We start from the raw sequence: 15,300 nt of genomic DNA, 5'->3' as shown, positions 1-15,300 counted from the left end.
CGGGTGCGGAAAGGCGAACGGGCCGGCTCCCCCAGAGGGGAGCCGGCCCGGACGACGGGATCAGACCAGGTCGAACCGGTCGAGGTTCATCACCTTGTCCCACGCGGCGACGAAGTCCTTGACGAACTTCTCCTTCGCGTCGTTGCTCGCGTAGACCTCCGCGAGCGCCCGCAGCTCGGAGTTCGAGCCGAAGACGAGGTCGGCGCGGGTGCCGGTCCACTTGACCGCACCGGAGGCGTCACGGCCCTCGAACTCGTCCTGCGCCGAGGACGTCGACTTCCAGGTCGTGCCCATGTCGAGCAGGTTGACGAAGAAGTCGTTGGACAGCGTGCCCGGCCTGTCGGTGAACACGCCGTGCTTCGACCCGCCGTGGTTGGCGCCCAGCACGCGCAGGCCGCCGACGAGCACGGTCATCTCGGGCGCGCTGACCGTCAGCAGGTTCGCCCGGTCGACCAGCAGGAACTCGGCCGGCAGGCGGTTGCCCTTGCCGGCGTAGTTGCGGAAGCCGTCCGCGGCCGGCTCGAGCGCGGCGAAGGACTCGACGTCCGTCTGCTCCTGCGAGGCGTCGACACGGCCCGGCGTGAACGGCACCTCGACCTCGACGCCACCGTCCTTGGCCGCCTTCTCGACCGCCGCGGAGCCCGCGAGCACGATCAGGTCGGCCAGCGAGACCTTCTTGGCGCCGGTGTTGAACGACTCCTGGATGCCCTCGAGCGTACGGAGCACCTGCGCGAGGTCGTCCGGGTTGTTGACCTCCCAGGTGCGCTGCGGCTCCAGGCGGATGCGGGCACCGTTGGCACCGCCGCGCTTGTCGCTGCCGCGGAAGGAGGCGGCCGAGGCCCAGGCCGCGGAGACCAGCTGCGCGACGGTGAGGTCAGAGGCCAGGATCCGCTCCTTGAGGGAGGCTATGTCCGCGGCGTCGACGAGTTCGCCCTCGCGCGCCGGCAGCGGGTCCTGCCACAGGAGCGTCTCGGAGGGGACCTCAGGGCCGAGGTAGCGCACGACCGGGCCCATGTCGCGGTGGGTGAGCTTGTACCAGGCGCGGGCGAAGGCGTCCGCGAACTGGTCGGGGTTCTCGTAGAAGCGACGCGAGATCTGCTCGTAGACCGGGTCGAAGCGCAGCGCCAGGTCGGTGGTGAGCATGGTCGGCAGGTGCTTCTTCGACGCGTCGTGCGCGTCCGGGATGATCGCCTCGGCGTTCTTCGCCACCCACTGGTTCGCGCCGGCCGGGCTCTGGGTGAGCTCGTACTCGTACTCGAAGAGGTGCTTGAAGAAGTCGTGGCCCCACTGGGCGGGGGTGGTCGTCCAGGTGACCTCGAGGCCACTGGTGATCGTGTCGGCGCCCTTGCCGGTGCCGAACGAGTTCGCCCAGCCGAAGCCCTGCGCCTCGAGCGGGGCGGCCTCGGCGTCGTCGCCGACGTGGTCCGCCGGACCGGCGCCGTGCGTCTTGCCGAAGGTGTGGCCGCCGGCGATGAGGGCGACGGTCTCCTCGTCGTTCATCGCCATCCGGCGGAACGTCTCACGGATGTCGCGGGCCGCGGCGACGGGGTCCGGGTTGCCGTTGGGCCCCTCGGGGTTGACGTAGATCAGGCCCATCTGGACCGCGCCGAGCGGGCTCTCCAGCTCACGGTCGCCGGTGTAGCGCTGGTCGTCGAGCCAGGTGGTCTCGGGACCCCAGTACACGTCCTCGTCGGCCTCCCACACATCGGCGCGGCCGCCGGCGAAGCCGAAGGTCTTGAAGCCCATCGTCTCCAGGGCGACGTTGCCGGTGAGGATCATGAGGTCGGCCCAGGAAATGGACTGGCCGTACTTCTGCTTCACCGGCCACAGCAGGCGGCGGGCCTTGTCGAGGTTGACGTTGTCCGGCCAGGAGTTCAGGGGGGCGAAGCGCTGCTGGCCGGCGCCGGCGCCGCCGCGGCCGTCGCTGATGCGGTACGTGCCGGCGCTGTGCCAGGCCATGCGGACCATGAGCGGGCCGTAGTTGCCGAAGTCGGCCGGCCACCAGTCCTGCGAGGTGGTGAGCACCTCGGCGATGTCCCGCTTGACGGCCGCGAGGTCGAGGGCCTGGAAGGCGGCGGCGTAGTCGAACTCCTCACCCAGGGGATTGGCCACGGCGGGGTTCTTCGCGAGGATCTTCAGATTGAGCCGCTCGGGCCACCACTGGCGGTTGCCGCCGCCCTGGGTCGGGTGGGGGGCGCGCTCGTGGGCGACGGGGCAGCCGCCTCCGCCCTCCGTCTTGGCGTCTACGACGATTGCATCGTGGTTCTCAGACATGGGAATCCTTCCGGACCAGGCGGATCGCGGTCTCGAAGCCGAGGTGGTCACGTCCTGGACGGTCTCGAATGACTCCTGCCGCTCCGGGGTCATTCATCCTCTTGGCTATCAACAGAACCGATCCTACAATGGACAGAATCCAAGTCAAGACGGCCACCAAGCCAATATCTCATCGGAGAGCCGAAATGAGTGATCTGCTGGAACGGCTGCGCGGGCGCGGCTGGCGGATGACGTCACAGCGGCGCGTGGTCGCGGAGGTCCTCGACGGGGAGCACGTGCACCTCACGGCGGACGAGGTGCACGCCCGCGCGGCCGAGCGGCTGCCCGAGATCTCCCGGGCGACCGTCTACAACGCCCTGGGCGAGCTGGTCACCCTCGGCGAGGTCGTCGAGGTCTCGACCGACGGCCGCGCCAAGCGGTACGACCCGAACGCGCACCGGCCGCACCAGCACCTGGTCTGCTCCGGCTGCGGCCTGATCCGGGACGTCCACCCGACGGGCAGCCCGCTGGCCGTCCTCCCGGCGGAGGAGCGGTTCGGCTTCACCGTCTCCGGCGTCGAGGTCACCTACCGGGGCCTGTGCCCGGCCTGCGCGTAACGCCGCTGCCCGCCGGCCCGGCGCCGGGCCGGGAGTGCGGCACGGCGCCGGGCCCGGAGTCGCGGCCTACCGGGAGCCGAAGAGGACATCGCTGTGCGGGGACCGGGCCTTGACCGGCGCCGCTGCGGCCGTGCCCCGGGCGGCCGTGCCCGGGGCGGTCACCGGGTCCGGGTAGAGCAGGGCGTGGCACCGGCGCGCCTCGGCGTCGGCGTCCGACCGGGCCACCAGCACGTGCTCGGCCCCGCCGTCGGCGCACACCGTGGTGATCAGGCACAGGTCGTCGTGCCGGCGCCCGGCGGCGAGGTGGGCCGCCGTTCCCCGGACCCCGGCCGGCACCACCAGGTAGGTGCCGCTCGCCGAGTCGAACCCGGTGGTCCGCAGCCCCTCGGCGTGCATGCCCCGCGCCGCCGCCTCCCGCTCCGGCGCGCAGCGGAAGCGCCACACCTCGCTGTTCTTGTGCACGACGACCGCGGCCGCCCCGGGACCCTCGCCGACCACGGTGCCCTCCCCGGCGCCGCTCTCGGCCCACGGGAAGGGCCGGCAGTGCAGCCGTACGCCCCCGCGCTCCGCCCAGTCCACGGCGCTGTCGTGGACGACCTTGGCACCGTGGCGCGACATCCGCCGCACGCCCTCGTAGCTGATCCGGGGCAGGGTCCGCGCGGCCGGCACCAAGTAGGGGTCCGCGGTGCACACGCCGGGCACGTCCGAGAAGAGCACGCAGGTGCCGGCGCCCAGCGCGGCGGCCATCGCCACGGCCGAGAGGTCGGAGCTGTTGCGGCCGAGCATGACCGTCCGGCCGGACGCGTCGACCGCCTGCCCGCCCGGGACGACCAGGACCCGGCCGTCCTCCAGGCCCGCCCGCAGTACCGCGGGATCGGCCCGCAGCAGCCTCGCCCGGTCGGCGGGACCCTCGGCCAGCAGGCCGGTGCCGGCCGCGGTCAGCGGCAGCGCGGGCACACCCACGGTGTCGAGGGCGGCCGCGAGCAGCGCGACGCTGACCGTCTCGCCACTGGTCAGGAGCATCGCGGCGACCGGTGCGGGCGGATCGTCGGCCAGGACGTCGAGGGTCTGCTGGAGCCGGCCGGTCGTCCCGGACATCGCGCTCACCACGACGACCACCGGGCGCCCGTCCTCCGCGACCCGCAGGGCCGTGTACCGGGCGACCCGGGCGAAGCCGTCCAGGTCGGCGAAGGCGGATCCGCCGAACTTCAGCACCAGCGGACCCCGGTCCGTTCCACCGGCCCCGGCCCCGGCGTCGGCCCGGGCCGCGGGAGCGCCGCTCACCCCAGCCACCCGTTCGCCGTCGCGAGGGCGACGATCTGCAGGGCGTTGAGCGCCGCCCCGACCCACAGGTTGTCCGCGACCACCCACATCGCCACGGCCCGGGGATCCTCCGGATCCACCCGGATGCGGCCGACGTGCACCAGCGCGCGGTCCTCGGGCCGGGCGAAGACGGACCGGGGCATCGGGTAGGAGGGGCTGTGCGAGCGGGTGTACACCCGCAGCCCCTCGGTGGCCGCGAGCGCCTTCTCCACCGCCGCGGTGGAGACCGGCTCGCGCAGCCGGACGTGCACCGCCTCGGAGTGGCAGTGGAAGACCGGCACCCGCACGGCCGTCGCGCTCACCCGCAGACCGGGCAGGCCCAGTATCTTGCGCGGCTCGCGTTCGAGTTTGCGTTCCTCGTGCGTGACCCCCTCATCGTCCTGGAGGCCGATCTCGGGAACGAGGCTGAAAGGCAGCGGCTGTCCGAACCGCCCGCCCGCCGCGCCCTGCGCCCCGGGGTCGTCCAGGATCCTGCGTGATCCCTCGGCCAGCTCCTCCAGGCCCCGCACCCCGCCGCCGGACGCCGCCTGGTAGGTGGCGACCACCACGCTGTCCAGCGTGCCGAGCTCGTGCAGCGGCAGGAGCGCACGCACCATCTGGATGGTCGAGCAGTTCGGGTTCGCCACCAGGTTGGAGGGAGGCCGGACCGCCAGCGCCTCGGGGTTGACCTGCGGGACGACGAGCGGGACGTCGGGCCGCATGCGGAACGCGGAACTGTTGTCGACGATCAGCACGCCGGCCGCGGCCAGCCGCTCCGCCGCCCGGTTGCTGACGTCCACCCCCGCGCAGAACACGGCGACGTCCAGCTCCCGCGGGTCGAGCTCCTCGACGGTCACCAGCGGGGCCAGCGGCAGCGACAGCCCCCACTCGGCGCCCAGATCCCGCCCGACGCTGCGCGCCGAGCCGACCGGCACCACCCTCGCCACCGGCACGATCCCGCTGTCGAGCAGGGACAGGCACTCCCTGCCCACGGCCCCGGTGGCGCCGATTATCGCGATGCGCAGCATTCCCGTCCTCCAGTTCCCGCCCGGGCGGGCGCCCGAGGCTGTGTGTCCGTCAGGTGAGAGAGCCCCGGAAGGCACGCCGGTAGGCGTTCGGGGTGGTGTTCAGCGAGCGCACGAACTGATGGCGCAGGGCCGCCGCGTTGGGGAATCCCGTACGCGCGGCCACGGCCTCCATCGTCTCGTCGGTGTTCTCCAGGAGCCGCTGGGCGCTCAGGACCCGCTGCGCCAGCAGCCAGCGGTACGGGGTGGTGCCGGTCTCCATCCGGAAGCGGCGGGCGAAGGTGCGCGGTGACATGCAGGCCAGCGCCGACAGCTGCTCGACGCTGATCTCCTGGTCGAGGTGCTGCTCGGCCCAGGCGAGCACGTCGCGCACGCCGTCCTCGCGGTACTCCGCCACCGGCCTCTCGATGTACTGGGCCTGGCCGCCGTCCCGGTGCGGGGGCACCACCATGCGCCGGGCGATGGCGTTGGCGACGTCGCTGCCCTGGAGCTTGCGCACCATGTGCAGGGCGGCGTCGATCCCGGCGGAGGTGCCGGCCGAGGTGAAGATCGGATCCTCGTCCACGTACAGCACGCCCGGCTCGACCTCGGCCTTCGGGTACCGCTCGGCGAGCGCGGCGGCGTATCGCCAGTGCGTGGTGCAGCGCCGCCCGTCGAGCAGCCCGGCCGCGCCCAGGACGAAGGCGCCCACGCAGACGCTGAGCACCCGCGCCCCGCGCGCCACCGCCTGGCGCAGGGCCTCCAGGAGGTCCGGTGGGAAGTCCCTGGTGTGGAAGTCGTCCCCGACGGGGATGGCGATGAGGTCGGCGTCCGCGAGCCGGTCGAGGCCGTACGGGGTGCTGATGGTGAAGCCGGGGACCGCCCGCACGGACGCGGATTCCGCGGCGACGAGCGCGAAGTCGTAGGCGGGCAGTCCCTCCTCCTGGCGATCGATCCCGAACACCTCGCATACGACGCCCAGTTCGAACGGGTGGACGTTGTCGAGTAGCACAGCGGCTACGTTCTTCAGCATGGGATCCAATGTGGCAGGGATTCGTGGTGTTCTGACAGTCCCACCCCTGTCAGGTGGCCAAAAGGTCCCGCACACTGGCGGCATGCAAACCCGCAATCACTCGCCGATCGAGACGATGCCGCCGCGGATTCCCATGACGACGGCCTGCGTGCGATCGGAGGCACCCACTTTGGAGAAGACGGCGGACAAATGATTGCGCACCGTCTTCTCCGATATCCCGAGCGAGCTGGCCACCCGCCGGTTGGACTTGCCCTGGGAGACGAGGACCAGAATCTCCCGCTCGCGTGCCGTGAGCGAGGAAAGGGGTGCCCGGGACGCCGGCAGGGGGGCGGGGTCCGGGGCGGGGTCCGGATCCGCGGGCACTCCCTCGGGGTCGGGGCACGCCTCCCGCACGTCGCCGGGGTCCGTGCGCATGCCCTCGATCATCTGCTCCTGGGCCTCCAGTGCGTCCTGTACCGCACCGAGGGCCTCGTGCATCCTGTCGACCGCTTCGGCCAGAGCGGTGACGGGCTGCGGTGGCGCACCGCAGAATTCACAGCACCTCTTGCCACTCAACTCAACGACTCGCCTCTGCACGACACGTGCCATCAGGTGCACTCCCCTTGATGCAGATGTGATAACCGAACCGCTCTTTTCGCTGATGGCTCAAGAGGGAAGGTGCGTGTGAAGGGCGACCGTTTTGCAGCGGGTGTATTCCCGCAGTGCCTCCAGCCCCTTCTCCACGCCTATCCCCGAGCGTTTGTAACCCCCGAAGGGAAGCTCCACGCCGCCGGCCGCGCTGTAGTTGTTCACGAAGACCTGCCCCACCCGCAGCCGCTGGGCGAGCCAGTGGGCGGTGGTCACGTCGGAGGTCCACACTCCGGCGGCCAGCCCGTAGGTGGTGTTCTCCGCGAGCTCGACCGCCTCGTCCAGGGTGTCGAAGACCGACACGCACAGGACCGGGCCGAATATCTCCTCCTGGAACACCCTTTGCTCGGGCGTCACATGGTCCAGGAGGGTCGGCTCCACGTAGAACCCCCCGGTGTCGGCCGTGCCCGCCGGCGCCTTGCCGCCAGTGCGGACCACGGCGTGCCGGGCCCCCTCGGCCAGGTAGCCGAGCACCCGGTCGCGCTGCTTGGCGGAGATGAGCGGTCCCATGTCGGGATCGTCGCTCCCCGGCCCGATGCGCAGGGCGCGGAACGCGTCGGTGAGGGCCGCCACCAGCTCTCCGTGGACGGACCGGTGCACGAGCAGCCGGCTGCCGGCCGAGCAGTTCTGTCCCGCGTGCTCGGTGATCGAGTCGACGATGAGCGGTACCGCGCGTGCGGTGTCGGCGTCGGGGAGCACGATGTGCGCGGACTTGCCGCCGAGTTCCAGGGTGACCGGCACGATGTTGCGCGCGGCCGCGGTCATCACGGCCTCACCGGTCTCCCGCGAGCCCGTGAAGGCCAGGCGGTCCACTCCGGGATGTGCGGCCAGTGCGGCGCCCGCCTCCTCTCCGTAACCCGGCACGACGTTCAGCGCGCCCGCCGGTAGGCCCGCTTCCAAAACGATGTCGGCCAGGCGCAGCGAGGTCAACGGCGCGTCCTCGGCCGGCTTGAGCACACAGCAGTTTCCGGCCGCGAGGGCGGGGGCGACGGTCCTCGCGGCGATCTGCAGGGGGTAGTTCCAGGGGATGATGTGCCCGCACACCCCGTACGGCTCCCGCAGGGTGAAGGCGAACCGGCCCGCCTGGTGCAGAATCGTTTCTCCGCCCAGTGCCTCCACCGCACCGGCGTAGAAGTCGAAGTAGCGCGCGGCGACGTCGGCGTCGACCAGGGCCTGGCTCAGCGGTTTGCCGGTGTCGAGGGTCTCCAGCGCGGCCAGTTCCCGGCGTGCGGCGCGGATCGCCGCCGCGATCCTGCGGCACACCCCTGACCGCTCGGCCACCGTGGCGAACCGCCAGGAGGACTCGTACGTGTGCCGCGCGGCGTCCACGGCGTCCGCGACCTCGGCCGCGCCGCAGCGGGCCACTCGTGCGAAAGGGCGGCCGTTCGACGGATCGAGGACGTCGATCCACGCCGCCGCGGGGACCTTCTTTCCCGCGATGACGGCCGTGTACTCGGTTAAGTCTGCTTCGCTCACGGGGGCCTCAAGCTCCTAGCGTGGGGGACCGCGACACTCGTCGGTCAGCCGGTCATCGAACCGCCGAGAATTCTCTTCAGATCACGAGAGGCGACGTCGCGCGGACAGCAGACCAGCAGGCGCTGCTGTTTGAGCGCACCATCGACGAGGGCAGGCAGATCCTTGCCCGAATAACCGAAGGACGCAAGGCCGCCCGGGCCGCCGGTGTCCGCCACCAGCTGCCGCAACGTGGCCGGAAGTACATCCGCCCCGGTCGCCGTCGACACGCCGTTCATATTCGCGCCGAGCAACTCCGCCGCCCGCAAGTGGCGTTCGGGAGATGTCGGATAGGTGAACTCGAACGCGGCGGGCGCGGTGGAAACGACCGCGGCGCCGTGCGGCACCATCGCGTGATCGACCGTATAACCCTCCGGCTGGTAGTCGCGCACGAGTCCGGCTATCGGATAGGCGCAGGCGTGCGGAATATGGGTGCCGGCATTGCCGAATCCCATTCCCGCATAACTCGCGGCCTGGCTCATGCCGATCCGGGCCTCCAGGTCGTCGGGGTTGAGCACGGCCCGCCGCAGGTAGCGGCCGACCAGTCGCAGCGCCTGCTCCACCCACACGTCACTGATCGGATTGGCCCCCACGTACAGCGGCCGGTCACCGGGCGCGGGGTAGGGCGGGCGCCGGTCGTAGGGGCGGGCGGTATACGACTCGCAGGCGTGCGTGAGCACGTCGTACCCGGAGGACGCGGTGACCGCGGGCGGCATGCTGAGCGTGTTGGCCGGATCGATCAGGGCCAGGGACGGCAGCAGCCGCAGATCGCTGATGCCCGTCTTCACGTTCAGCCCCGAGACACCGAGGGCGACCATGGCGGTGCACTCGCTGCCGCTCCCCGCCGTGGTGGGCACCGCCACCAGCGGCTTGAGCGGGCCGGGGATCCTGGCCCCGACGCCTATCGGTGCGTTGAGGTAGTCGCGCACCTCCCGGCCGGGGTAGGTGAGCAGCAGGTTCAGCATCTTCGCGGTGTCGATGGAGCTGCCGCCGCCGAGCCCGACGAAGCCGTCCACCCGCAGGGAGGCCAGTTCGCGGGCGGCCTCGGTGACGCTCTCGTCGGTGGGCTCCACCCGGGCGCGGTCGAAGACCGACACCGCGATGCCCTCCTGCTCGATCAGCTTGGCGACCCGGCCCGGCAGGCCGAGGCCGGCCAGCACCCGGTCGGTCACCAGCAGGACCGACCGGACGCCGGCCCTGCGCAGCTCGTAGCCGATTTCCCGCGTGGCGCCGACACCGAATTTCAGTGGCGGGGCCTGCCAGCCGATGATCCTCTCGCGCTCTGGAGAACTTCCGCCGACCCACGCAACCGGCTCCACCGTCTGCCCTCGCCCTCTTCACCGATCGGCAACATTGCGCTGCATATTCAATCCGCATGTGATCAGGTGAGAGCCACACTAGTCCGGCCAATTCGCCCTCACCATAGGACTCTCGTCCCATACGGAAAGGGGCGGGGTGTCCGAATTCCCACCCCGCCCCTTGCCGTCCCCCCGCCCCCTCGGTCCCCCCGTCAGGCGGATTCCACCGTCAGTTCTGCCTCGATCTCCTTGACACGGACGGTGTCGGCGTCAACGGATTCCTGGCTCGTGCCGGCGAGGATGACCCAGCCCAGGCTGGTGAACAGGTCCTCGGTGCAGGGCACCACCTCGCCGTTGGCGTAGGGCAGACCCAGGCGCTGGAAGGTGGGCAGGTCCCGGACGGCGTCCAGTACCTCGGCATTGCGCAGGACCCCTTCGCGCGGGCTGGACAGCCACACGACGCGCACCGGCCGCACGATCTCGTAGCCGGGGGTGAACGTGCCGTCGAGGTGGTGGCGGACCGTACGGTCGATCTGGCAGTCCCCGGTGGCCAGCCGCGCCGAGTACTGCAGACAGCTGCCGGCCAGCCGGGCGGCCGTCTCGATCAGCCGCGGGCCGTCGGCGGTGAGCATGACCTCCGTGTGCGTGCAGCCGGTGCGGATCCCGACCGCCTGCGCCACCTGGCGGGTGTACTCGCCCAGCATCACCGCGACCGGGTCCTGCGGGGCCAGGTAGTCGACCGCGTCGTAGATCCCGATGCGGTCGTTCTTCGCCGACTTGCTGTAGCGGCTGACCGAGACCAGCCCGAACTTACCGTCGACGGAGTACGTGTCGACGATGTACTCCGTCCCCTCGGCGAACTCCTGGACCAGGACGGTGTCGTTGCGGATGTCGAAGCGGTTGACCGAGCCGAGGAGCCGGTCGAAGTAGGGGCGCCAGTCCTCCTGCGCGCCGACCTTGTGCACGTCGTCCGTGCCCCCGCTGCGGCGGGGCTTGAGGACCAGCGGCCGGCCCTCGAGGCCGTTGTCCCGGATCCACGCGGCGACCTCCTCCGGATCGGCGGTGGCGATCTGGCGCAGATGCGGGATGCCGGCGGCCGCGACCGCCTGCCCCATGGGCCATTTGTCCCGGCGGGCTTCGGACAGTTCGAACACGTTGCCCGTGCCCGGCATCAGCTGCTCGATCAGGGCGTCGACCAGCATCACGGCGGACTCGTTGCCCGGGACGACGGCGACCGGGTCGTATCCCTTCACCGTCCGGACGAGTTCCTGGAAGTCGCCGTCGTGGTAGTGCGTTCGGAAGAAGGCGTCCGGATTCCAGGTGCGCCGGTAGGAGTTCAGCGGACCGGGCGTGCTGAGCACGGCCACCGGTTCGACGCCCCGCTCCCGGAAGGCGTTGGCGTACTCGGCCGCGCCGGAGTAGGGGTCGACGAGAATGACGTAGCGGGGCATGTGACTTCCTCCTGAGTAGTGCGCGGGCGCTGCCTGCCTCACTTGCCGACGGTGGCCTCCGCGCCGGTGCCCAGGCCCTCCCCGGACCCGGCGCCGCCGTCAGGCTCTGTACGCGGCGGGGTGCGGCCGGCGGCGCCCGTGGGACGCACACCCAGCCAGGCGGCGCCCACCGCGAGCAGCCCGACGGCCCCGCACCCGAGCCACAGGCCGTCTCCGAACCGGTTCCAGAGCATCACGCCGAGGAACGGGCCCACCGCGGTGCCCAGCCCGTACAGCGAGTTCGACGCGCCCAGGTAGCGGCCGCGCAGCTCGGGCGGCCCGGCCTGCGCGGGGTAGGCGAAGAAGAGCGTGGGATAGCCGATGATCTCGCCGAGCGACCAGACCAGGGTCGCGATCACCAGCGCGGCAATACCCCACGGCAGGGCGTACAGGCTCATCCCGATGCCGGTCAGCGCCACGCCGGCGATCACCGCGATCCTGGCCGGCCAGCGCTGCACCACCTTGGCGACCAGCAGCTCGCAGGTGATGACGAGAGCGCCGTTGAGCGCGACCATCGCCGCGTACACGCCGGTGCTCAGACCGAGCTCCTTGACCGTCAGCGGGAGGGTCGAGACGTACTGGATGTAGATGACGGAGCTCGCGAACATCGCCAGCAGGAACAGCAGGTAGCGGCCGTCCGACAGCACCGCGAGGTAGCTCGGCTTGCGCACGGCCGCCCCCTCCGCCTGCGGGCCCCCCGCCGCCTCCTTCTCCCCGGCCCCGACCTGGCCGCGGGGCAGCGTCACCCCGGCCACGGTCGCGAAGACCAGGATCGCCGCGGCCTCGCCCCAGAAGAGGAAGTCCCACGACACCTGGACCAGGGCCGCACCCAGCAGCGGGGCGGCGGTCGTGCCGAGGTTGATCGCCAGGCGGACCATGGCGAAGATCATGACCTGCCGCTCGGCCGGGATGAGCTGGCTGATCATGCTCGTGGAGGCGGGGCGGTAGGCCTGGCTGAGGGCCGCGCCGACCCCGATGACCACCAGGATCGCCGCATAGCTGTCCAGGTAGAGGACCGCCGGGAACAGCAGGGCCGAGCCCACCAGCGTCGACATGATGGTCAGGCGGGGGCCGACCCGGTCGGACATCCAGCCGCCGGTGAGCACCCCCAGCACGGTCCCCGCGCCGTAGACGCCGAGTGCGATGCCGGCCTGGGTGTCGGAGAACCCGCGCTGCGTCATGTACAGCACCATGAAGACCTGGATGAAACCGCCGAGTCTGTTCACCGCGGTGCCCACCAGAAGGGATTTCACCGCCGTCGGTGACTCCCGCCAGACCGTCTTGACCCCGACGTGCACGGGTTCGGGCTCCGTGTCGTTGCCCGCGGAGGACGCATCGCTGCTTGCCATGGGATTACTCTGCGATGGTGCAGGCCAGGGCGACAGTGGCCAGACTGACGTCCATCCACGATTTCCTGCCACGCGCTGTCATCCGGCGTCCCCCGGCTTCGCGTCCGCGAGTCCGGCGAGGGCCTGCCCGAACACCTCGCGCGCCCGTCGGCCGATCCGCTCGCGCCACGTCGCGTCCTGCGCCGGGCAGAACGCCGCACGGATGAGCTGCTTGAGCTCGGAGCGGACCGCTTCGGCGGGTGCGTGGTGCCGGTGCAGCCAGGCGTCCGCGCACAGCGCGACCAGCACCTCCGGTCCGGGCTGGGTGCCGAACTCCAGGGTGATGGCCGTGAGCCGGCTGCCGGGGCCCAGCCCGTCGGCCACCGCGGTCGCGGTGTTGCCCACGATCGGCGTGGACGAGGAGGTGCCCAGCTCCGAGGCGGTCAGCGCGTCGCCGTACCAGCGCCGGGCCCGCTCGTGGGCATGGGCGTCACGGCCGCCGCGGAAGATCGGCTCGCCGACCCCCCGTTCGCCGAGCCCCGTGTGCAGGTCGATGTAGGCGACGTGCTCCGCGCCGGCGATCTGCTCGGCCACCACCGTCCGGAACACCCGCTGGGACCAGACGGGCCGCACTCCGCCGTAGAACAGGCCGTCGGCGTGCCGGTACTGCCCCCGGGTGACGGCCTCCTGCAGCGTCTGCGGCCCGAGCCGGTCGCGCAGCGCGTTCAGCCCCGCCACCAGCTCGCGCGGGGCGAAGGCGGGGGAGTCCGGCGGCACCAGGGCCGCGTGGACCGCGTCGTACGCGTCGTTGTGCGGCGGGGCGGAGTGGTCGACGAAGTTCCGGTTGAGGTCGACGTTGTCCTCGTTGACCCGGCGCAGGTACGCGAAGCCGTACGGATTGAGGGCGTGCACGAGCAGCACGCCCGTCTCCGGTCCCGCCTCCCTCGCCATGCCCTCCCGCAGCAGGATCCCGGTCTGGCACGCCGAGCCGCAGAAGCCCTCGATGCCGTGCGTGCCGGAGACCGTCACCAGCAGCTTGCGCGGACCGGGCGGCCCCACGTAGGCGGTGTCGACGCAGAGCTCACCGCCGTCCGGCCCCCGGTGGCCCGGCAGCACGAACGTCCGCAGCCTGGCGTCCGCCGCCTCGGCGGCGCGCAGGAAGTCCGCGCGGGCCCGCGCGTAGTCGGGGGGAAAGGCGACGTCTGCCATGGCTCTCTCGCGTTCCTGTTCCTGGAGGTCCGAAGTGAGATGTCCGGGCCGGCGAGCCCGGCAGCACGGCGCGGGCCGGCCGGCCGGCACTGCGGTAGGGCCTCAGCCGCGCCCGGACGGCAGCGGCACACCCAGGGCCGAGAGGATCGCGTGCGCGCCGTCCCGGGTGGGAACGTGCAGCATGCACAGCACCCGGTCCCCGGGAGCCGCGTGCTTCTCGAAGTACGCGTTCGCCTCGGGCACGTAGCTCGTGGGCCGCTCCCGGTAGAGATCGCGCGGACGGCCGATGCCCGGGAAGACGCCCCGGGCCGCGTCGAAGGCCGCGCCCGGTGCGAGCGCCGCGGCCACCTCGGCGGCCAGCGCCTCACGGCTGTCGTCCGCACCGGCCAGATCCGGGTACATGGCGATGTCCGGATGCCCGCTGAACGCCGACATCGCGCAGTGCACCACGGGGTTGTACGTCTTGAGCGCGATCACCTCGGGGAACGGCCGGCCGTCGGCCAGCAGCCGGGCGAAGTGGACGGACCAGCTCTCACCGAAGACCGGCCCGTTGCGGTAGTCGTCGCCCACGAACTGGATCATGACGTGCAGGCAGGGGCGCCCGGAAGGAATCGGCGCCCAGTGCGAGGTGAGCAGCGACACGACGCGGTCGCGCTCCCGGTCCACCCCGACGACGACGTAGTCGGCCTCGGTCAGCATGTCGCGGCGGAGCGTGAACAGCTGGCGGGCCCTCAGTCCGGGCATGGTCTCCACCAGGCCGTCCACGATCCACTTCTCGGTCGCGGTGGGCAGCTCCCGGCCGGGCGGCAGGGCCAGTACCTCCACTCCCCGCCGCCCGTTCGGCCGTGCGGCCCGGTCCTTGTCCGGCACGGACGACCCCCGCTCAGACGTCGGCGGCGGTGGGCAGCGGGATCTGCCCCTCGGTGCGGCCGAGCACGGTGAGCTGGTGCAGCTCGACGAAGTACAGCTTCCACAGCCAGTAGACGTGGTTCAGGTGCTCGACGACCTTCTGCTCGTCCCCTTCCGAGGTGACCAGCGTCGACATCACCCGCCAGACGAAGTCGTCGTGGTCGTCGTCGAGGTCGGTGTTGACGTGGGCGCGCGCCCCCTTCACGTTCTCCTGGCCGAGCACGCTCTCCAGGTTGTCCAGCCACTCGGGCTGGGTGCGCGTGGTCACGTACTCCACGAAGTAGACGCTGGTGATCAGCGCGAGCGGGCTGTCCTCGAACTCCATGCCGTACTGGAGGTAGCCGGTGAGCAGCTTCGTGGAGAGCATCGGCTCGGTGGAGTAGATCTGGTCCTTGGTGACGCCGACCTTGGCGAGGTCCGCCGCGAAGAGCCGGTCGTGCAGCATCTCGTCGTCGGTGTAGTGCGCCCAGGCCTTGGCCTGCACCGGGTCGACCTTGGTGAAGTACTTGATGGCCAGCGCGTCGATGGTGCGCTTGCGGCGCAGCCGCAGGATGGTCTCGATGTTGTGGCGCTTGTAGTAGTCCAGGTTCAGCTCGGCGGCGTTCTTCTGGTGCTGGGCGAACGGGACCGTCTCGTAGAAGTCCTTGATGAAGGTGTCGAGGATCGCGTCGACCCGCTTGCGCAGTTCCGGGTTGATCGTCATGGGGTTGCTTCCCTC

13 protein-coding genes are annotated in these 15,300 nt (G+C 71.4%); 1 reads left to right on the top strand and 12 read right to left on the bottom strand.

Going from position 1 to position 15,300, the window contains the following annotated elements:
- Positions 1 to 60 precede the first annotated feature (60 nt).
- Complete coding sequence (katG, locus tag AC07FY_RS16210) at positions 61 to 2,274, bottom strand: catalase/peroxidase HPI (protein ID WP_479006256.1); 2,214 nt, start codon at positions 2,272 to 2,274, stop codon at positions 61 to 63.
- 185 nt (positions 2,275 to 2,459) lie between these two features.
- Between katG and AC07FY_RS16205 the strand changes: the two genes are divergently transcribed.
- Positions 2,460 to 2,870: a Fur family transcriptional regulator gene (locus AC07FY_RS16205; protein WP_479006253.1), complete on the top strand. Its 411-nt coding sequence runs from the start codon at positions 2,460 to 2,462 to the stop codon at positions 2,868 to 2,870.
- A gap of 66 nt (positions 2,871 to 2,936) precedes the next feature.
- Here AC07FY_RS16205 and AC07FY_RS16200 read toward each other — a convergent pair whose 3' ends face one another.
- The 11 genes from AC07FY_RS16200 to AC07FY_RS16150 all read right to left on the bottom strand — a co-directional run bounded on the left by AC07FY_RS16200 (position 2,937) and on the right by AC07FY_RS16150 (position 15,285).
- On the bottom strand, positions 2,937 to 4,154 hold the full coding sequence (locus AC07FY_RS16200; protein WP_479006251.1) for an amino acid kinase family protein: 1,218 nt from the start codon (positions 4,152 to 4,154) through the stop codon (positions 2,937 to 2,939).
- Complete coding sequence (locus AC07FY_RS16195) at positions 4,151 to 5,200, bottom strand: aspartate-semialdehyde dehydrogenase (RefSeq protein ID WP_479006248.1); 1,050 nt, start codon at positions 5,198 to 5,200, stop codon at positions 4,151 to 4,153. Before AC07FY_RS16195 ends, AC07FY_RS16200 begins: the two co-directional genes overlap by 4 nt.
- Before the next feature lie 49 nt (positions 5,201 to 5,249).
- Complete coding sequence (locus tag AC07FY_RS16190; RefSeq protein ID WP_479006245.1) at positions 5,250 to 6,209, bottom strand: GlxA family transcriptional regulator; 960 nt, start codon at positions 6,207 to 6,209, stop codon at positions 5,250 to 5,252.
- A gap of 96 nt (positions 6,210 to 6,305) precedes the next feature.
- Complete coding sequence (locus tag AC07FY_RS16185) at positions 6,306 to 6,686, bottom strand: helix-turn-helix domain-containing protein (RefSeq protein ID WP_479006242.1); 381 nt, start codon at positions 6,684 to 6,686, stop codon at positions 6,306 to 6,308.
- A gap of 168 nt (positions 6,687 to 6,854) precedes the next feature.
- Positions 6,855 to 8,312: an aldehyde dehydrogenase family protein gene (locus AC07FY_RS16180; protein WP_479006239.1), complete on the bottom strand. Its 1,458-nt coding sequence runs from the start codon at positions 8,310 to 8,312 to the stop codon at positions 6,855 to 6,857.
- A gap of 44 nt (positions 8,313 to 8,356) precedes the next feature.
- Positions 8,357 to 9,667 (bottom strand): hydroxyacid-oxoacid transhydrogenase, encoded by a 1,311-nt coding sequence (locus AC07FY_RS16175; protein ID WP_479006237.1) that lies wholly within the window; start codon positions 9,665 to 9,667, stop codon positions 8,357 to 8,359.
- A 191-nt stretch (positions 9,668 to 9,858) separates the two neighbouring features.
- The gene (locus tag AC07FY_RS16170) at positions 9,859 to 11,097 is read right to left on the bottom strand and encodes an ATP-grasp domain-containing protein (protein ID WP_479006234.1); all 1,239 of its coding nucleotides are present in this window, start codon (positions 11,095 to 11,097) and stop codon (positions 9,859 to 9,861) included.
- 38 nt (positions 11,098 to 11,135) lie between these two features.
- The gene (locus AC07FY_RS16165; protein ID WP_479006231.1) at positions 11,136 to 12,485 is read right to left on the bottom strand and encodes an MFS transporter; all 1,350 of its coding nucleotides are present in this window, start codon (positions 12,483 to 12,485) and stop codon (positions 11,136 to 11,138) included.
- Positions 12,486 to 12,563: 78 nt separating this feature from the next.
- Positions 12,564 to 13,673, bottom strand: coding sequence for a M14 family metallopeptidase (locus tag AC07FY_RS16160; RefSeq protein ID WP_479006228.1), 1,110 nt, complete (start codon positions 13,671 to 13,673; stop codon positions 12,564 to 12,566).
- A gap of 102 nt (positions 13,674 to 13,775) precedes the next feature.
- Positions 13,776 to 14,543, bottom strand: coding sequence for a hypothetical protein (locus tag AC07FY_RS16155; RefSeq protein WP_479006225.1), 768 nt, complete (start codon positions 14,541 to 14,543; stop codon positions 13,776 to 13,778).
- A 13-nt stretch (positions 14,544 to 14,556) separates the two neighbouring features.
- Positions 14,557 to 15,285 carry a hypothetical protein gene (locus AC07FY_RS16150; RefSeq protein WP_479006222.1) on the bottom strand — a complete coding sequence of 243 codons (729 nt, stop codon included), beginning with the start codon at positions 15,283 to 15,285 and terminating at the stop codon, positions 14,557 to 14,559.
- Positions 15,286 to 15,300: the final 15 nt, after the last annotated feature.

The sequence above is a fragment of the Streptomyces sp. NPDC045967 genome (assembly GCF_056430495.1).
The sequence above is the reverse complement of the archived record's forward strand: the minus strand, read 5'-3'. Positions and strand labels throughout refer to the sequence as shown.